This window comes from Thermomonas sp. (genome assembly GCF_029945965.1).
Lineage (GTDB): Bacteria > Pseudomonadota > Gammaproteobacteria > Xanthomonadales > Xanthomonadaceae > Thermomonas.
This window is the reverse complement of record NZ_JAQSDO010000006.1, coordinates 1-18,449: the sequence shown is the minus strand read 5'-3', so window position 1 is coordinate 18,449 and position 18,449 is coordinate 1. Positions and strand designations below refer to the sequence as shown.

Below are 18,449 nucleotides of genomic sequence, written 5' to 3'. Positions count from 1 at the left end.
CGCCCTACGCGCGGCTGCTCACCCACTGCGCCAGCAATACGGCACACGCAGCAGACACATTCAGGCTTTCAACCGCTCCGCTGCCAGGAATCGACAGCTTGAGGTCGCATGTCGTGGTGAGTTCGCCCGACATGCCTTCGCCTTCGGCGCCAAGCACATAGACCAGGCGCTGCGGCAGCTTCGCCTTGAACAGATCGCTGCCACCGCTTACCACGGTCGCAGCCAGCTGGAAGCCGGCTCCATGCAGTTGCGCAAGCGCATTGTCGTCGCGCCCCAATCGTACGAACGGCACTGCTTCCGCGGCACCTTCGGCCACGCGCGCAGCCGCGCCGGATAGCGCCAGCATCGAATGCTTCGGCAGCAGCACGGCCGCTACGCCGAAGTGCGCGGCGCTACGCAGGATCGCGCCAAGGTTGTGCGGATTGCCCACGCCATCCAGCCACAGCGCGCATTGCGGACCTTCGGGCAGTTCACGTAGCCACGTGGTAAGCGGTTGCGGCTCCGCGCGCAGCACATCGGCAACCACGCCTTCGTGATGGGCACTGGCGGCGAGTTTCTGCAAGTCACCGTCTTCGACCACGCGATAGCCGACGCGATTGGCCACGCACCACTTGAGCAAGGGCTGCAACTGCGGGATGCGCGCTTCGAGCAGATAGAGCTTGCGGATGGCCTGTGGCCGCTTGGCAAACACGGCGGTGAGTGCATTCATGCCATGGATGCGCAGTTCAGGATTGCGACGTTCGTCTTGCGGCGCATCCGCTGCTGCAGGTTCAACCACTGGCGGGCGTTCACGGTAGACACGTGGTGCGGGTTCCTGGCGTGCAGGTCGCGCGTCACGCTGTGCGCGGGTTTTCCATGGCGATTCACGCTCAGTCATGTGCGGACACCTCCGGGGTGCTTGCTTCCAATGTTTCGAGTTCGTGCTTGAATGCTTCGGGCGAATGCGTGAACGGCGCCAGCAACGAATAGAACGCCGGCACCACGAACAGCGACAGCAAGGTCGAGACCATCACCCCAAAGATCACCACAATACCAATCGTGGCGCGACTGGCCGAGCCCGGCCCTCCCGCGACGACCAGCGGTACCGCACCCATCACGGTGGCGATCGAGGTCATCAGGATCGGACGCAGGCGGATCGCGCAGGATTCGACGATGGCCTGGTGGACGTTACGACCCTCGTCGCGCAGCTGGTTGGCGAACTCCACGATCAGGATGCCGTTCTTCGCCGCCAGCCCGACTAGCATCACGATGCCGATCTGTGAAAAAAGATTGAGCGTGCCGCCGCTGATCCACAGGCCAATCAACGCGCCCAGCACGCCCAGTGGCACGGTCAGCATGATCACCAGCGGATGCAGGAAACTCTCGAACTGCGCCGCCAGCACCAGGTACACGATCAGCAGCGCCAGCGCGAAGGTCAGCAGCACCTCGCCACCGGATTGCTGCAATTCGCGCGACTCGCCCTTCCAGCTGACCTGCGCGTAATCCGGCAATGAGGTATCCACTTCATGCTGTGCCCAAGTCACCGCATCGCCCAAGCGATAGCCAGGCGCGAGGCCAGCGGAGATCGTGATCGAGCGCAGCCGGTTGAAGCGATTGAACGAGCCGGGTTCCGCGATTTCCTTCAAGGTCACCAGGTTCGACAACGGTACCAGTTCGCCATGGCCGCCACGCACCTGGATCGCACCAAGATCGGCGGGGGAGGAACGTGCATTGCGCGCGGCCTGCAGCACCACGTCGTACTCCTCACCATTGTCGACGAAAGTGGTGGCGCGGCGCCCGCCCATCATGGTTTCCAGTGCACGGCCAACATCGCCGACCGACACGCCAAGGTCCGATGCGCGCGCGCGGTCGATCTTCACCCGCATCTGCGGACGGGTTTCCTTGTAGTCCGAATCGGCACCGACCAGGCCCGGGTTGTCCTCGATTTTGGACAACATGATGTCGCGCCACTTCGCCAGCTCGGCGTAGTCTGGGCCACCCAGCACCAACTGGAACGGTTGTCCGCGCGTGCGCACCAGGCCGCCGCCAACCTGGGTACGCACACGCACGCTGGTCAGGCCGGCAAACGCCTTCTGCAATTCGTCGGCCACTTCCGCAGTCGATTGCGAGCGTTTGTTCCATGGCTGCAGGAAGATGCTGGCGCGACCGGTGTGCATTTCTTCGCTGCCCCCCCAGCTGCCGGGCACGCGCGGATTGGCGCGGATGATGGGTTTGTCGTCGCCGACTTCCTTCGCCAGGATCGCCTCGACCTTGTGCATCTGCCGGACGGTGTAATCGAAACCGGCGCCTTCCGGCCCGTCCATCGACAACTGGAACGAACCACGGTCTTCCGCTGGCGCCAGCTCGCTCGGCAGCAGTTTGAACAGGAAGAACGAAGCAGCAAGCGCGGCCAGCATCAATGCGCCGAACAGCCAGATTCGATGCACGTGGCGATCCAGCACGCCGCGATAGCGTCCGGCCATTGCCTGGAACTTGCCGTTGAGCCACTCGCTCACCCGGTTGCCGTGCACCGCATGCGGACCGCTATGCGGGCGCAACAGCTTGGACGCCATCATCGGCGTCAGCGTGAGCGCGACCAATGCCGAGATCGCCACTGCCGCGGCCAATGCCACCGACAACTCACGGAACAGGCGCCCGGTATTGCCCTGCAGGAAACCGACCGGCAGGAACACCGAGATCAGCACGGCGGTCGTGGCAATCACCGCGAAGGCGACCTGCTTGGTGCCACGCTTGGCGGCGACGAGAGCGGGCTCACCCAGGTCGACACGGCGCTGGATGTTCTCCACCACCACGATCGCATCGTCCACCACCAGGCCAATGGACAGCACCAGCGCGAGCAAGGTCAGCAAGTTGATCGAGAACCCGAATACATACAGTGCGGTGAACGCTGCGATCAGGCATACCGGCACGGTCACCGCCGGGATCAACGCGGCGCGCATGCTGCCCAGGAATAGCCAGATCACCAGCAGCACCAGCACGATGGCTTCGGCCAGGGTTTCGTACACGCGCTCGACCGCGGCTTCGATGAACAACGTGCTGTTGAAGGCCACGTAGATATCTGTGCCCTGCGGAAGCGTGGCGCCTATGCGTTTGGCTTCTTCCTGCGCAGTGCGCGCGACATCCAGGCTGTTTGCGGTCGAGGTCTTGACGATGCCAAGGCCCATCGCCTGCTCGCCATTGCTGCGGTAGTAGGAGCGGCGTTCCACCGAGTCCAGTGCAACCCTTGCCACATCGCCCAGTTTGACCACGTAGCCATCCGCGCCTTTTGCAATGGGCATCTGCGCAAAGGCTTCGGCACTCGTGTAATCGCGCGCCACGCGCAAAATGAAGTCACGGTCGGCCGATTCGATCCGACCCGCGCCCAGCTCCATGTTCTCGGCGCGCAAGGCCGCTTCCACGTCACCTGTGGTGAGTCCACGCGCCGCCAGCTGATCGCCGTTCAACCAGACCCGCATCGCATAGCGTTGGCCACCACCCATGCGTACCTGGGCGACGCCTTCGAGGCTGGAAAACCGATCCACGACATAGCGGTTTGCGTAGTCGGTCAGCTGCAGCGTGTCCATGGTGGACGAGCGCAGGTTGAACCAGATGATCGCGTCGGAATCACTTTCGACCTTGCTGATTTCCGGCGCCTGCGCTTCGTCCGGCATGCGGTCGGCGACGCGACTGACCGCGTTGCGGATGTCATTGGCCGCAGCTTCCACATCGCGGCTGGCGAGGAACTCGATGCTGATCGAAGAACTACCGTTCTGGCTGCGCGAATCGATCGTGTTGATGCCCTCGATCCCGGCCAGCGCGTCTTCCAGTGGCTGGGTGACGCGGCTTTCGACCACGCTGGCCGATGCGCCCGGATAATCGACCTGCACCGAGACGATTGGCGGATCGATCGCGGGCAGTTCGCGCAAGGTGAGGCGGCTGAACGACATCACCCCCAGCACCACCAGCAACAAGCTCAAGACGGTCGCGAATACCGGCCGCTGGATCGAGATATCCGACAGGCGCATGCGTTTTTACTCCCTCCCCTGCTTGCGGGGGAGGGCTGGGGTGGGGGCTGCCTTTTCGTTGGCGGCGTCCTGCACGTCATTGCCTGCGCGCAGCTTGCCGGTGCCTTCCACCACGATGCGATCACCAGCCGTCAGGCCGGAGACGACTTCGGCCATGCCATCGCGGCGCACGCCGATCTTCACATCGGCCTGGGCAACCTTGCCATCGGCACCGACAAGCCAGACGAAGGTCTTGTCACCGACTTGCACCACTGCGATCTCCGGCAGCAACAGCGCTTGCCGCGCCGCGCGATGCAGGCTGACCTCGACTAGCATGCCCGGGCGCAGGGCCTGGTCCGGATTCGGGAAATCGGCGCGCACGGTGAGCGCGCGGCTTGCGGCATCGATGCGCGGATCTATTGCTGAAACGGTGCCATCAAAACTGCGGCCGGGCCAACTGGAGCTGCTGCCGCTGACCCGCTGTCCAACACCCGCCAATGCCAGATCACTTTCCGGCAGCGGGAAGTCGACGTAGACGCGGGCGATGTCGTCGAGCGTGGCAATCGCCGTACCTGGCGTGACCAGCGCGCCTGGACTGACCTTGCGAATTCCGAGCACGCCGGCGAACGGCGCGCGGATCACGCGATCAGCAAGTTGCGCGCGGATCTGCGCAACACGGGCGTTGGCGGCGTCGCGGGTAGCCGCCTGCGCATCCAGCGATGCACGCGCAATCAACTGCTGTGCGGCCAGGTCGGACTGGCGCTGATACAGGCGCGTGGCCTCGCTGGCGGCGGCCTGCGCTTCGGACATTGCAGCCTGTTGCTGCTGGCCGGACAAGCTCACCAGCGGCGCACCACGTACCACCGTGTCGCCACTGTCGAAATGCACCTGCTGCACGGTCTCGCTGACCTTGGCGGTGATGGTCACCGCTTCGCGCGCATGCACGGTGCCAAGTGCGCGCAAGGTATCGCTGAACTCGCGTGGCTGCACCACCTGCGTGGTCACCGGAACAGGTCGATCCATGCCACGTGCCCCGGGACCCGCGGCGCCCTTGTCATTGCCACAGCCAGTGAGGATCGCCAACGACATGCAGGCAAGGAAAAGATTGCGGATGCTTGGCAGCATGGCGCGACTCGTACGAAGGATCGTTGATTCTAGCCGTTGCGGGGTGACAGGCCCTGTGCCATCCGCTTGCACCCTGCGACCGACTTCACGGTCAACCAAATGCACCTTCGAGCGTTGCCGCCGGCAGTGCCGCGATCATATGGTCGACCACCACCACCCGGCCAATCCCACGAACGCGATCAACACGAACAGCCAGCGTAACCCGCCGGGCTTGTCGCCCATCACTACGGTTGGCGTTCGTTCGCGAGTGCTGGCGAAGGTCGAAGCAGCTCTTTGTATCTGCTTCACTGGCATCCTGGCACCCAACGCGTCGACATGATCCTTGGCAGCCTTCAGCGAGATCCCCGGGTTGGCCTCGCGCAGGCGTTTGACCGCTTCGATCAAGTTGCCTTGCTGCAATGCGTTCTTGACCACAGCAGGCACCTGCACCGCCGACTGCGTGGATGCCTGCATGGATTGCTGGACGGCCGTGGCCTGCACTGCACGCAAGGTCTGCAACAATCCACCAATGCCGCCTTGGCGCATCAACGCCTTGATCGCGTCCTTGTCGCCACGCGCGACGGCATCCTTGAGTTGCGCCTGCAACGATTGGTCATTCGACACGTGCCAGTCCCCCGTGATCCATGCCGAGCATACCCCCGCCATGTCTAGTCAATCATCAAACCCGCAAAAAACAATACGCCGGCACTAGGCCAGCGTGTTGTTGGAGCGCGTAGCGAACCGCCGTCAGCGGGACGCACGGACGGCGCGTAGTAGCACCTTACTCGCCCCACTGACCCAAAGCAGCCAGACCATTTGCCTTGGCGCGCTCGAACACGGTCTGCTGGGCCTTGGCGTAGTTGCCGGTCATGTCCTTCGCCCACAACGCCATTGCAGCCTGCTGCATCGCGCGGCCATAGCTGAAGCTCAGCGGCCACGGGTTCGGGCCCATCCGGTTCATCGCGTCCAGGTGCGCGGTCGCGGCTTCATCACTCTGGCCACCGGACAGGAACACGATGCCCGGCAGGATCGCCGGCACCGTCGACTTCAGGCACATCAGGGTGGACTCGGCCACTTCCTCGATGCTGGCCTGCTCGTCGCAACCCTTGCCCGGCACGACCATCGAGGCTTTCAGAATCGTGCCTTCCAGCATCACGCTCTGGTTGTACAGCGCGTCAAACAGCGAACGCAGCACGACCTCGGTGACTTCGTAGCAGGTCTCGATGTCATGGTCGCCGTCCATCAGCACTTCGGGCTCGACCATCGGCACCAGGCCCTGCTCCTGGCACAGCGCGGCATAACGTGCCAACGCATGGCTGTTGGCCTCGATGCAGGTGCCGGACGGGATGTCTTCGCCGATGGTGATTACCGCACGCCACTTGGCAAAGCGCGCACCCAGCTTGTAGTACTCGGCCAGGCGCGCGCGCAGGCCATCCAGGCCTTCGGTGATGACCTCACCCTCGAAGCCGGCGAGCGGATGGGTACCCATGTCGACCTTGATCCCGGGGATCATGCCGTTGTCCATCATGTACTTGGTGAACGGCACGCCAGCCTTGGTCGACTGGCGAATCGTCTCGTCGAACAGGATCGCGCCGGACAGGTACTGGTTGGCGCCTGGCGCGGTCAGCAGCATTTCGCGATAGGCGCGGCGGTTCTCTTCCGTGTTTTCGATGCCAACACCGGCGAAACGCTTGGCACAGGTGCCAGAAGATTCATCGACGGCGATGATGCCCTTGCCCGGGGCAACCATGGCACGGGCGGTTTCGGCGAGTTGTTCGATGCTCATGGGCTTCCTGCAGGCTTGTAGTGATAACCCGTGATTATAGCCCGCTGGCTGGCCTGACCCACCCGCTCGTCATTTTACGCCGGGAGGTGGCGGCGCCTCCTTCGTGCTCGTGCCGGCGCCGTTGGCATTGTAGAAGCGAGCTTCCAGCGTGGGATCGAGGTCAAGCCGGTTGAACACGCCATTCGAAGCCATGCGACGGTGTGTGCGGTTGTTCCGCAGCAGATCGCGGATGTGCTGGGTAAGGCTCGGGATTGCACACCGTTTGCTGGATTCAAGCACGCTGGGTGAGGCGAATACGAACGTCGACACGGTGTACACCGCGCCTGGCGATTTCGCTTCAGGCGCGGGCACGAACTTCCATTGCGAAAGTTCGGCTGACGTCGCGTCGGCGAACGCGGCCCAGTATTTATCCTTGTCTCGCTTGGGTTCCCCTGAACTCCAGGATTTGAGCAAGGAGAGATCCGATGCATGTCCGTCCGGGTTGATCACATAGCCAATGGCAAGACAGACTTCCTCTTGGTGATCCCGGTACTCAGGCGGGTATGCCAAGCCTTTAAGCTTGATTTCTGGCGGAAATATCCATGTCTTATTGAGTGCATCTTCATTCACGACCGGGATCTTGTCCTCCGCCGCCCGTGCATTAGGCGCATTGATTGCAAGCACCAGCAACACGCACAACCAACATGACTTGCTCATTCAGCACCTCTGCAAATTGAATTCACGACTCTGATTTAACACTGACCCATGGCAAGGTCAAACACCTGGGTTCCACTAATCCGACCCCTCCTTCGTCCCTTCCGGTCGTGGTGGCGGTGGCGGTCGTTGTGGTGGCCCGTTCATCTGGCTCGCGCCGATGCCGCGATAGTTTTGGTAACGCGGTACCACCATCCGGTCGAGGTCAAGCCGGGTGAACACGCCAGTCGATGTCATGCGACGGCGTCGCCGGGTGTCCTGCATGAGCCCGAGGATCTGCTGGCTGAGATTGGGAATTGCACACCGCATGCTGGATTCAAGCACGCTGGGTGATGCAAACACGAAGGTTGCCACCGTATACACCGCGTTAGGCACACCCACTTCCGACTTGGGCACAAAGCGCCATTGCGAAAGCTCGGCCGATACCACGCCGGCGAACGCGCCCCAGTATCGGGCGCGGTCGCGCTTGGGTTCCCCGGAACTCCAGGACTTGAGCAAGGCGAGGTCCGAGGTATGTCCGTCTGGGTTGATCAGGTATCCAACGGCAAGACAGACTTCCTCCTGGTGATCCCGGTACTCCGGCGGGTATCCCAGACCTGTCAGCTTGCTGCCTGGCGGGAGTGTCCACGTCTTGCCGATCGCATCTTCATTCACGACCGGGATCTTGTCTTCCGCGCGCGCATAGGGTGCATTGATTGCCAGCACAAGCAACACGCACAGCCAACATGACTTGCCCATTTCGCACCTCTGCAAATCGAATTCTCGACTTTAATTAGCACCGGCCTACGTCATCCGCCAAACGGATCGGCGCACTGCTCTTTTGGCGTGCTGGTATAGGACGGGGTACATATGGTGTGGATTGGATATAATTTGCACGGCTTGTGGCAAAGAACATTTGATTCAGTGGTTCCGAAGGTATGCTTCGTCATACAACTGATGAACCGTGACCGAGATTATTTGATTCATTACTTGGTCGGCAGTCCGTTTCAATTCCTGCGCCGTCCTGAGATCGGCGCGGCCGACAGTCTTGTAATAGTTTACAAGCTGGCTGACCCGGCAACGGTCGCCAAGCCTGCGCGTGCCGCCGTTGCCTTTGAAGGTTAATGTCGCCACCGTGCTAACAGGCTGTGCATCGGTACGCTCCTGCTGGACGAAACGCCATTTCGAAACCACATCAATCACCTTCGCCGCGAATGCATCGACATAGCCAACTTTGGATTGCGCTTGCGAGGAGTCGCTACTCCATGCCTGCAACACCTTGAAATCGCCGGTACTGCCGTCAGGCTTGATCGTATAGGCCATCGCGATGCAGACATCGTCGCCACTGGCGACGTATGCCGCCGGATAATCCGGGGCAACCTGATTGCCTGCGACCGCAAAGACTTGGGCGCCGTCGAGCTTTCCTTCATCAACGATGCGCATGTCCATTTGCTGGGCGGAAACAGTCCCGGCGGCCAATACTGCCAAAACAGCGAATGGAATCTTCATTGAACCCGCCTTCCAAAAATGCTGGCCAAGGAAACCTGACTCTACCCCCCCCAATTCATGACATGCAAAAAGAATGGACTACAGTTCGCCGAGCCCCTCGGCCTGCCCGTTTTCACCGACCTGCAAGAGGCGCAGGGTATTGGTGGCACCGCGGGTTTCCATGTGCTCGCCGCTGGTGAATACCACCCGGTCTCCGATTGCCAGGAAACCAGCATCGACCAGCAGGCGGATGCCGCCGCGAGCGGCCTCACGTGGGGTCTGGCCGCGGCTGTCGTAGTCCATCGGGAACACGTCGCGCATCAGCGCCATGCGACGGCGTGCGCCAGCGTGTCGCGAAAACGCATAGATCGGTACTGAGGAACGGAACCGCGAAAGGAACCGCGCGGTGCCGCCGGATTCGGTCATCGCCACCACCGCGCGCACGCCGATGTGTTCGGACAGGAACATGGTGGCCATCGCGATGGCGTGATCGGCGCGTTCCAGGCCGCGCCGTGCCTTCTCGAAATCGACGTCAGCCACGAACTGCTTTTCCGCACCCACGCAGATCCGCGCCATCGCCTCGACGGCCTTCACCGGCCAGCTGCCGGCGGCACTTTCCTGCGACAGCATCACCGCGTCGGTGCCGTCGATCACCGCGTTGGCCACGTCCAATACTTCGGCGCGGGTCGGGATCGGACTTTCAACCATCGACTGCAGCATCTGGGTGGCGGTGATCACCACCTTCTCGCGTGCCACTGCTACACGGATGATTTTCTTCTGCAGGCCCGGCAATTCGGCATCGCCGATCTCCACGCCCAGGTCGCCACGCGCGACCATCACCACTTCACTGGCATCGACGATCTCGATCAGGTTCTCGATCGCCTCGGCGCGTTCGATCTTCGCCACCAGCGCGGCCTTGCTGCCATGCGCGCGTGCCACCCGGCGTGCTTCGTGCATGTCTTCGGCATTGCGGCAAAACGAGACCGCGATGAAGTCCACGTCCATGCCGGCGGCCACCGCGATCAGCTCGCGATCCTTTTCGGTGATCGCGCCCAGTGACAGTCCACCACCCTGCTTGTTCAGCCCCTTGCGATTGGACAGCACGCTGTCGTTGATCACGCGGGTGACGATGCGCTCGCCCTCCACCGCGGTCACTTCCAACTGCACAAGACCATCGTCGAGCAACAGCAAGTCGCCGGCAACGACATCGCCCGGCAACTCAAGGTAGCTGACACCGACCTGGGTTGCATCGCCGGGCGGTACGTCGTTGCGCGCCACCAGGTCGAAGCGTTCACCCGCACGCAACTGCACCTTGCCCTCGGCGAAGGTTTCAATGCGGATCTTCGGGCCCGGCAGGTCGGCGAGGATGCCGATCTCGCGCCCGATCTTCAGCGCCATAGCTCGTACCGCTTCGCCACGCGCGACCTGCGAAGACGGATCGCCATGCGAGAAATTCAACCGCACCACATCGACACCAGCCCGTAATACTGCCTCCAGCACCTCGGGCGGATCGGTAGCTGGCCCAAGCGTGGCAACGATGCGGGTGCGGCGCTGGTGCGGAGTGGCGTCTTTCTCTTTCATGCGAGATCAGTCATGTATGGGCTCCTGTTGCCCGCACGCTAGCATGCGGCGCCGACCAACCGCAGCACCGCACGCCTGAAAACGAACTCAGCAGACGCGGGCTTCGAGTGCCGCCACTGCAGGTAGCGTCTTGCCTTCCAGGAACTCCAGGAACGCGCCGCCGCCGGTGGAGATGTAGGACACGGCATCGGCAATCCCGTACTTGTCGACTGCCGCCAACGTGTCGCCACCACCCGCGATTGAAAACGCATCACTGGCCGCTATCGCGCGTGCAACCGCTTCGGTGCCCTTGCCGAACGCGTCGAACTCGAACACGCCCACCGGGCCGTTCCAGACCACGGTGCCGGCCTTGGCGATCAGCTGTGCGTAGACGTCCGCAGTTTGCGGGCCGATGTCGAGGATCATGTCGTCATCGCTCACTGCATCGACGGCCTTGATCGTAACCGGTGCATCGGCGGCGAATGCAGGCGCCACCACCACGTCGATCGGTAGCGGGATCCCGGCGCCGCGCGCCTTGGCGTCGGCGATGATCTGGCGGGCGGTGTCGAGCAGGTCCATCTCGACCAGCGACTTGCCGACGCCATGGCCCATCGCGGCGATGAAGGTGTTGGCGATACCGCCACCAACGATCAACTGGTCGACCTTGTTCACCAGCGAGGACAGCAGTTCTAGCTTGGTGCTGACTTTTGATCCGGCGACAATCGCCAGCAGTGGCCGCGCAGGATGTTGCAACGCCTTGGCCAGCGCGTCGAGTTCCGCCATCAGCAGCGGCCCGCCCGCGGCCTGTTTCGCGAATTTGATGACACCGTGCGTGGACGCCTGAGCACGATGCGCGGTGCCGAATGCATCCATCACGAACACGTCGCATAGCGCGGCATATTTCTGCGCGAGCACGTCGTCGTCGGCTTTCTCGCCGATATTCATGCGGCAATTTTCCAACAGGACGACATTACCCGGCGCTACCTCCACGCCGTCCACCCAGTCCTTCACCAGCGGCACCGCGCGTCCGAGCAATTCGCCCAGGCGCTTGGCCACCGGCGCCAGCGAATCCGCCTCGCTCCACACGCCTTCCCTGGGCCGGCCAAGATGCGAGGTGACCATCACCGCGGCACCTTTTTCCAGCGCCAACCGGATGGTCGGCAACGAAGCAGTGATGCGTTGTTCGGAGGTGATATGCCCCGGCTTGCCATCAACATGCTCGATTGGCACGTTGAGATCCTGGCGGATCAGCACGCGCTTGCTGGTCAGGTCGAGGTCGGTCATGCGGACGATGGGCATCGAGGTCATCACTCACTGGAAAACCGCATTGTCTCGCGACGTACGGCCGCCTTCAAACCTGCCGACGCTTCGGCATCGGCTACCATCCATCCAGCATGGTGGCGCGCATGGCGCCGGGAGTGGAGGCGATGCGCGTAGTTTGGGCGGAACTCAAGCGCCGCCATGTCATCCGCATGGCAGTCGCCTACTGCGCGCTTTCGTGGCTGCTGCTGCAGGTCGCGTCGCTGCTGATCCCGACCTTCGACATCCCCAACTGGGTGATGCGCTTGCTAGTGCTGATGGCGGTGCTGGGCTTCCCGCTGGCGTTGCTGTTCTCGTGGAGCTACGCCTGGACCAGCGCCGGCTTGGCGCGCGAAACGCAGGCCCCTCGCGCCGGGCAGCCAGCAGCAACACCCGCCGTATCTGTCGCCAACGAAACGCCCTGGGCGGCGGCGCCCACACCGGCAACGGCATCAATCGCAGTGCTGCCACTAGTCAACATGAGCTCGGACCGGGAACAGGATTATTTTTCCGATGGTTTGTCCGAGGAGCTGCTCAACCTGCTGGCGCAAGTACCGGGCCTGCATGTCGCCGGGCGCACCTCATCGTTCTCGTTCAAGGACAAGCCGACAACAATCGTCGAGATCGGCCACGCGCTCAATGTCGCCAACGTGCTGGAAGGCAGCGTGCGCAAGGCTGGCGATCGGGTGCGGATCACCGCGCAGCTGGTCAAGGTGCAGGACGGCTACCACCTGTGGTCGCAAACCTACGATCGCGAAGTGACCGACATCTTCGCGGTACAGGACGAGATTGCCGCCGCAGTCGTCGAAGCGCTCAGGCTAAGGCTGTTGCCGGCGCAGCAGCCCACCACCGCCGGCCATCACGTGCCAGGTCCGGAGGCATACAACCACTTCCTGCTGGGACGGCAATTGCTCAACCGCGCCAGCGAGGACGGGTTCCGGCGCGCGGTGCAGGCGTTCGGGCAAGCGACCGCGCTTGAGCCTGGGTACGCGGCCGCGCTCGCCGGGCTGGCGCTGGCCGAAGCCTATGCCGCGGACCACACCAGATCCGACGCGGCGATGCTGGCCGGGCGCCAGCGCGCCAGCAAAGTGGCGGAGCAAGCCGTGGCATGCGACCCCACGTTGGGCGAGGCCTATACAGCTCGCGCGGTGCTGCGCTTCGTGTTCGACCTGGACTGGAACGGTGGCGACGCCGACTTCGCGCAGGCACTGGTCTTCAATCCGGGCGATGTGATGACCCATTGGCAGTACAGCCGACTGCTTGCGGCGTTGGGCCGCCTGCCCGAGGCCTTGTCCGCCGCCCGGCTGGCCACCCAGCTGGATCCGCTGTCGGCGCAGGCCTGGGAAATCCTGGCGCGTTACCAGCTCGCAGATGGGGACATCGCGGGGGCACGCCAATCGCTGGAGCATGCCCTGGACATCGCGCCCGACCATGGTCGTGCACCGTTGGGCCTGGGCATGGCGGCATTACTCGAAGGCGATGCCGAGGGCGCGCGTCTCTGGTATGCACGCTGCAACGACGACACCTTCAGGCTCGCCGGGCTGGCGATGGTGGAGCATGACCGTGGCGCCGATGCGGAATCCTCGCGTTTCATGCAGGCGTTGGTCACCGAACATGCGCACGACAGCGCATATCAGATCGCCGGTGCATTCGCCTGGCGCGGCGAGCACGATGCGGCGTTCGACTGGTTGCAACGCGCGGTGTCGCAGCACGACGCCGGCTTGCAATACCTCAAGTACGATCCGGCACTGCGTTCATTACGCGACGATCCACGCTACCGCGAGCTGCTGCTGGAGATCGGCCTACCGCCCTGAGCGTAAACGTTTGCGCAGATTGTCATTACGGCGTCTTCGACTGCCTCAACAAGCTGGTCGCAAACCCCGTCACCAGCACCGCGCCCAGCACCAGCAAGCCCCACAACAGCCACGACTTCCAGTCGCGTTGCGCTGGCACAGGTTGCAGCGCCTGCGCGCCTGATAGCTCGGCCGGTGCGCCCAGTGTTGCGGTTGCGGGCTGCCAATCCGCGCCACGACGCGCGCGGATCGCTTCGACCAGTTGCGGTAATGGCGCATCAGCGCGTGTCGCGCGCGCACTGCCCGCGACCAAAGCGAATGGTGGCTGACCCTGGGCAAGGAATACCATCACTTCAGGCTGATAGCCCAGGCGCAATACGGGCGCAGCATTGATCGGTGCGCGCGACGACAACCGCCACTGGTGGTCACGGGCGATGCCCGCAAGCGACTGCTCGGCGGAGCGTAAGCCACCGTCGCCTGCGCCTACCTGGAACGCCATCCATGGGCCGGCGCGGCGCTGCCAGTAGCCATCGTCGGCATCGCGGCTTTCCAGCGTCCATTCGCCTGCCGCATTGGCGTCCAGCGCGACATCGGCACGTGCGATCGGGAAGCGGCCATCGAGGGTGAACTGGTAATACGTGCGTCCGTTTTCGACCACTTCATGCCCACGCAACGCTTCCCATTGCCAAGTCTCTGCGGCCGCAGGCGTAGCCAGTTCTGCGGTCACTCCAGCCAGCGGCAGTACCGCATCGGTCTGCAACGGCGACAGCCGCAAGTATTTCGCTTGCCCGTCAAGTGGGATCCGTCGCTGCTGCAGGCGCTGGCCGTCGCGGGTCAGGTCCAGCAGTTGTGCGCGTGGTTGCAGGATGCGCCAGTCGCGCAGGTTGTCGCTGCCTTCGACCTGATATGCCACGTCGAGTGCTGAGGCTTGTGCAGGCCAATCCAGATGCAGGGCTTTGATCCGCGCATCGATCTGGCTGGCATCGATCAGCCATGCATTCGCGGTTGGTTCCGCGCCCGGTTTTCCGGATTCGCCGACGTGCGCCTCCACCCGGCGCAGGCTGCCATCGGCATCGCGCTCGCTGATCAGGGTGATGTCACGGCCCGGCGCGGCCTGGTCGCGCGGCAACGGGTACCACGGCAATACACGCTGATGCGATGCCTGCGCCAGCGGTTGTTCGGGTGAGAACAATGCAGCAGGCACCGCGGCACCTGCTGCATTACGGACGTCGATGTCGCGCAGCGAGGACAGTGTCGCGCTGCGATAAACCTCGCGATCCAGCACCACCCGATAGGCGCCCGCGTCCTGCGATTGCAGGGCCAGCGGCCATTGCCGCGCGTAATTCTCGGCATGGGTTTCGACTTGCGCGGACGCGATCAAAGCCGGCAGCAGGGTCAACCAGAGCAAGCGCTTCATGATGTTGTCTCCGCAGATTCGTCGTCAGCATGTGCGCGTGGCGGTGCGGGCGCGAAGTAGCCCACCAGCGTGCACAACAGGCCGAAGGCGATGAAGGAACCGATGCCCAGCAGATTGCCAAGATGCTGGCGATCAACCAGGACAAGTTTTGCCAACACCACGCCCATCAACACCGCCCCGGCCAGCCACAGCGCACGTTGACCACGACGTGAGCCGCCGATCCAGCCAACCACGCCCAGCACACTCCAGACAATGGTCAAGCTGGTTTGCGCAAGGCTGGTCGATAGCAGCTCGCCGTCCCATGGCACCGCGCCCCAATGGTGCACGCCGCGCAAGGTGATGCAGGTCACCAGTGCAAATCCGGCCAGTGACAACACCGCGATCCGTCGGCGTACCAGCAAGGCATTCGCATGCGGCGACCACAGCCAGCGCGCCAGCAAGGCCAATGCCGCCAACTGTGCCAGATCAAGCGGATTCAGCAGCGGCACCCACGGCAGCGGCGCAGTGATGCCGGCCGCGAACAATGCGCACACCCAACCGACCGCAAGTACTGCGACATAGGTGCCGGTCAACGCCACGCGGCAGGCATCGAAGCGTGTGCCCAGCGGCATCGCCAGCCACGCCCAGCGGAATTGCGCCAGGGCCAATGCGACGAGCCATGGCAAGCCCAGCAGCGCAATCTCCCAGCCTTGCGCCAGCCCAAAGCGATCGGCGATCCATGCACCGAGCAATGAAGCCATCGTCGGCCACACCAGCCACCAGGTGAATTGCGCGCCAACCGCAAAACGATTCTCGCCTTCGCGCAGGCATTGCAGGCTGCGCATGCCCAACACCGCGAACACCAGCCATGCCCACCAGCCGTTGCCGGCGAAGGGCTGCTCGTGGATATCGACCTGGGCAAAAGCCAGCGGAATGGCGATGGCCATCGATGCAAGCGTGGTCAGCACCAGCGCCGATGCCGGCTTGCGGCGATGCACTTCCGCAGCAAGCCAGCCAGTGATCGCCGCAAACGCCAGCAACACGTCGACGCGCGAGGTGTATTCGACGAAGCGCTCAACCTCATTGATGGCATTGCCACACCACCACAACAAACCCCAGCCGTACCAGATGAGCGCGGGCTGCCGCTTGCCTGCATCGCGATGCGTCCACGCACTGGCAAAACCGGCCAGCGCGATCAGCAAGGCGCCCATGAAGGTCGGGTTGGCGACGGCGGTCGCATCGTGCCTCCATGCCGTCACGCCGATGAGGAGCGCGACAGCTGCCGCGACCTGCAATCCGCTACCGGTCCAGCGCGGCAGGCGACGGCCCTGCTTCAAACCGAGCCAGACCAGGCCGGCGCCTTCCAGCGCAAACGCGCTGGCGGTGGCCCGCGCCGACAACGCCAGCGGCACCGAGAGGGTCGCAAAGCCAACTGCCAATATCGCGTGGCCCTGACCCAGCACGGCATAGCGTTCGCGATGGATCAGCGAGCGCGCCAGCACCGCGTAGATCAATGCCAGCCCGAGCGCGCAGAACGCCAACGGCATACGGTCGCCATGCATCAATCCGGCTTGCAGCGAAAACGCGATCAGCGGCGTGCCGAACAGCAGGCAGCCGTCGATGCGGTCGTTGGGCCGCGCTGGCCGCTTGCGTGCATACAGGATCGGCAGCAGCAGGTAGAACGCGAAGAACAGCAGCAGGAACGGCTGGGTGCTGGCGTACTTGGCCGGCTGGTAATCCAGCACACCCCAGACGATGCCGATACCCCAGGTGAATGCGAAACCAAGCAGATTGAGGATCCGCCACGACTTCACCCAGGCGATCGCGAAGATCGCGGCATTGAGCATCGCGTAATAGGCGAACAGCGCGACATGGTTGCCACCACCGTTCGACAGCCAGATCGGCGCGAGGAAGCCGGCAAGAATCCCGAGTACTGCCAAGGTGCGTGAATCCTGCAGCACCGCCAACACGCCGAGGCCCGCCACCAGCACAATGCTGATCGCGAATGCCGCGCCAGCCGGCAATAACGCGTACATCTTGGACGCCGCGAATACCGTCAGCAGCAATACCCCGATTGCCCCGCCCTGCAATGCCAGTGCAAAACTGCGGTTGCTCTCGCGCTTGCGCCAGGCAAACACCAGTGCCGCCAGCGCCGCAGCAGAGATGCCGGCCAGGCGGAATTCGATCGGCATCCGCATCCAACCCTGGTCGCTGGCATAGCGCAGCAATGCGGCCACGCCGGCCAGCAGCACCAGCATGCCGATCTTGACCGGCACGTTGCCGACCGTGAACCAGGCCTTGACCCGACGCAACAGGACTTCGACCGGATTGGGACGCACCGGCTCCACTCGACGAGGCGATGGCGTGATCGGCGGCGGCGTGACGAGCGGTGTCGCCGATGCCGCAACTGGCGCGACGCGCGCGGTTTCCGGCATGGCGACTGGCGCAGTTGGAGGCATTGGCGAAACAGATGGCGCCGAGGCAGTGCGCTGGGCCATCAGGTCGGACAAGGTGGGCTCTTGCGGTTCGGACGGTTGCGGCTGGACTGCCTGCACAGGCTGTGCCGTTGCCGGCGTGGGTCCAGTTTCCGCTGCTTGGGCTGGCCTGCGCAGGCGCTGCACTTCGGTTTCCAGATCTCCTACGCGGCGATTCATCCCGCTGATCTTGACCAGGCAGACGATCAGCAGCACCGGAACCGCGAGTACGACCAGGGCAAGCAAGACGAGCATCTGTTCCATGGCGCGGTCGTCCCCAGCCCCGTTCAGCCGGGATCATGGCCGCCACCTTAGCCGACGCGGTGAAAAAAAGAAGAAGCCCCGCGATGCGGGGCTTCCTTGGTTCGATGTTGCCTAGTTCTCAGTTTGCAACGAATTACTTGGCCGCGACGACCTTGACCATCTCCAGGCACTTGTTGGAGTAGCCCCACTCGTTGTCGTACCAGCTGACCAGCTTGACGAAGGTCGAATCCAGCGCGATGCCGGCGCCCGCATCGAAGATCGAGGTGCGTGCATCACCGCGGAAATCGGTGGCAACCACCTTGTCCTCGGTGTAGCCAAGCACGCCCTTCATCGCGCCTTCGGACTGCGCCTTCATCTCCGCGCAGATCTCGGCGTAGGTCGCCGGGTTGTCGAGTTCCACGGTCAGGTCAACCACCGACACGTCACTGGTCGGCACGCGAAAACTCATGCCGGTCAGCTTGCCCTTGAGCTGCGGCAACACCACGCCAACCGCCTTGGCCGCGCCGGTGCTCGAGGGGATGATGTTCTCGAGGATGCCGCGACCGCCACGCCAGTCCTTGTTGCTCGGGCCATCCACGGTCTTCTGGGTGGCGGTGGCGGCGTGCACGGTGGTCATCAGGCCGCGCTTGA

13 protein-coding genes and 1 pseudogene are annotated in these 18,449 nt (G+C 63.4%); 1 reads left to right on the top strand and 13 read right to left on the bottom strand.

What is annotated here, in order from left to right:
* Positions 1–4: 4 nt before the first annotated feature.
* The 10 genes from PSV05_RS01360 to PSV05_RS01315 all read right to left on the bottom strand — a co-directional run bounded on the left by PSV05_RS01360 (position 5) and on the right by PSV05_RS01315 (position 11,892).
* The gene (locus tag PSV05_RS01360; protein WP_300060369.1) at positions 5–877 is read right to left on the bottom strand and encodes a TrmH family RNA methyltransferase; all 873 of its coding nucleotides are present in this window, start codon (positions 875–877) and stop codon (positions 5–7) included.
* On the bottom strand, positions 870–4,004 hold the full coding sequence (locus tag PSV05_RS01355; protein WP_300060366.1) for an efflux RND transporter permease subunit: 3,135 nt from the start codon (positions 4,002–4,004) through the stop codon (positions 870–872). Before PSV05_RS01355 ends, PSV05_RS01360 begins: the two co-directional genes overlap by 8 nt.
* A gap of 6 nt (positions 4,005–4,010) precedes the next feature.
* Positions 4,011–5,108, bottom strand: a complete 1,098-nt coding sequence (locus PSV05_RS01350; protein WP_300060363.1) for an efflux RND transporter periplasmic adaptor subunit — start codon at positions 5,106–5,108, stop codon at positions 4,011–4,013.
* Positions 5,109–5,243: 135 nt separating this feature from the next.
* Positions 5,244–5,711 carry a hypothetical protein gene (locus PSV05_RS01345; protein ID WP_300060360.1) on the bottom strand — a complete coding sequence of 156 codons (468 nt, stop codon included), beginning with the start codon at positions 5,709–5,711 and terminating at the stop codon, positions 5,244–5,246.
* A 157-nt stretch (positions 5,712–5,868) separates the two neighbouring features.
* The gene (locus tag PSV05_RS01340; protein WP_300060357.1) at positions 5,869–6,873 is read right to left on the bottom strand and encodes a class I fructose-bisphosphate aldolase; all 1,005 of its coding nucleotides are present in this window, start codon (positions 6,871–6,873) and stop codon (positions 5,869–5,871) included.
* Positions 6,874–6,942: 69 nt separating this feature from the next.
* Positions 6,943–7,569, bottom strand: coding sequence for a hypothetical protein (locus PSV05_RS01335; RefSeq protein WP_300060354.1), 627 nt, complete (start codon positions 7,567–7,569; stop codon positions 6,943–6,945).
* Positions 7,570–7,644: 75 nt separating this feature from the next.
* Positions 7,645–8,304 carry a hypothetical protein gene (locus tag PSV05_RS01330; RefSeq protein WP_300060352.1) on the bottom strand — a complete coding sequence of 220 codons (660 nt, stop codon included), beginning with the start codon at positions 8,302–8,304 and terminating at the stop codon, positions 7,645–7,647.
* Between the two features lie 162 nt (positions 8,305–8,466).
* Positions 8,467–9,054: a hypothetical protein gene (locus PSV05_RS01325; RefSeq protein ID WP_300060349.1), complete on the bottom strand. Its 588-nt coding sequence runs from the start codon at positions 9,052–9,054 to the stop codon at positions 8,467–8,469.
* A gap of 78 nt (positions 9,055–9,132) precedes the next feature.
* Entirely contained in the window at positions 9,133–10,614 is a 1,482-nt protein-coding gene (gene pyk / locus PSV05_RS01320) for a pyruvate kinase (protein WP_300060346.1), read from the bottom strand.
* Positions 10,615–10,701: 87 nt separating this feature from the next.
* Entirely contained in the window at positions 10,702–11,892 is a 1,191-nt protein-coding gene (locus PSV05_RS01315; RefSeq protein ID WP_300060343.1) for a phosphoglycerate kinase, read from the bottom strand.
* A 95-nt stretch (positions 11,893–11,987) separates the two neighbouring features.
* On the opposite strand from PSV05_RS01315, the gene PSV05_RS01310 reads away from it, so the two are divergent.
* Complete coding sequence (locus tag PSV05_RS01310; RefSeq protein WP_300060340.1) at positions 11,988–13,706, top strand: tetratricopeptide repeat protein; 1,719 nt, start codon at positions 11,988–11,990, stop codon at positions 13,704–13,706.
* 25 nt (positions 13,707–13,731) lie between these two features.
* On the opposite strand, the gene PSV05_RS01305 is transcribed toward PSV05_RS01310, so the two are convergent.
* The 3 genes and pseudogenes from PSV05_RS01305 to PSV05_RS01295 form a co-directional block, all read right to left on the bottom strand.
* Positions 13,732–15,102: a DUF3999 domain-containing protein gene (locus tag PSV05_RS01305; protein WP_300060337.1), complete on the bottom strand. Its 1,371-nt coding sequence runs from the start codon at positions 15,100–15,102 to the stop codon at positions 13,732–13,734.
* Positions 15,099–17,819 carry a DUF2339 domain-containing protein gene (locus PSV05_RS01300; RefSeq protein WP_300060334.1) on the bottom strand — a complete coding sequence of 907 codons (2,721 nt, stop codon included), beginning with the start codon at positions 17,817–17,819 and terminating at the stop codon, positions 15,099–15,101. The genes PSV05_RS01305 and PSV05_RS01300 overlap by 4 nt, the downstream gene beginning before the upstream one ends.
* A gap of 133 nt (positions 17,820–17,952) precedes the next feature.
* Positions 17,953–18,449 (bottom strand): annotated as a pseudogene (locus PSV05_RS01295) (type I glyceraldehyde-3-phosphate dehydrogenase); the annotation flags it as partial.

Coding starts and splice junctions, on each gene's coding strand:
- PSV05_RS01315 (WP_300060343.1), bottom strand. CDS start 11,892: ATGCCCATCGTCCGCATGACCGACCTCGACCTGACCAGCAAGCGCGTG.
- PSV05_RS01305 (WP_300060337.1), bottom strand. CDS start 15,102: ATGAAGCGCTTGCTCTGGTTGACCCTGCTGCCGGCTTTGATCGCGTCC.
- PSV05_RS01335 (WP_300060354.1), bottom strand. CDS start 7,569: ATGAGCAAGTCATGTTGGTTGTGCGTGTTGCTGGTGCTTGCAATCAAT.
- PSV05_RS01340 (WP_300060357.1), bottom strand. CDS start 6,873: ATGAGCATCGAACAACTCGCCGAAACCGCCCGTGCCATGGTTGCCCCG.
- PSV05_RS01350 (WP_300060363.1), bottom strand. CDS start 5,108: ATGCTGCCAAGCATCCGCAATCTTTTCCTTGCCTGCATGTCGTTGGCG.
- PSV05_RS01360 (WP_300060369.1), bottom strand. CDS start 877: ATGACTGAGCGTGAATCGCCATGGAAAACCCGCGCACAGCGTGACGCG.
- PSV05_RS01355 (WP_300060366.1), bottom strand. CDS start 4,004: ATGCGCCTGTCGGATATCTCGATCCAGCGGCCGGTATTCGCGACCGTC.
- PSV05_RS01310 (WP_300060340.1), top strand. CDS start 11,988: ATGGTGGCGCGCATGGCGCCGGGAGTGGAGGCGATGCGCGTAGTTTGG.
- PSV05_RS01330 (WP_300060352.1), bottom strand. CDS start 8,304: ATGGGCAAGTCATGTTGGCTGTGCGTGTTGCTTGTGCTGGCAATCAAT.
- PSV05_RS01325 (WP_300060349.1), bottom strand. CDS start 9,054: ATGAAGATTCCATTCGCTGTTTTGGCAGTATTGGCCGCCGGGACTGTT.
- pyk (WP_300060346.1), bottom strand. CDS start 10,614: ATGAAAGAGAAAGACGCCACTCCGCACCAGCGCCGCACCCGCATCGTT.
- PSV05_RS01300 (WP_300060334.1), bottom strand. CDS start 17,819: ATGGAACAGATGCTCGTCTTGCTTGCCCTGGTCGTACTCGCGGTTCCG.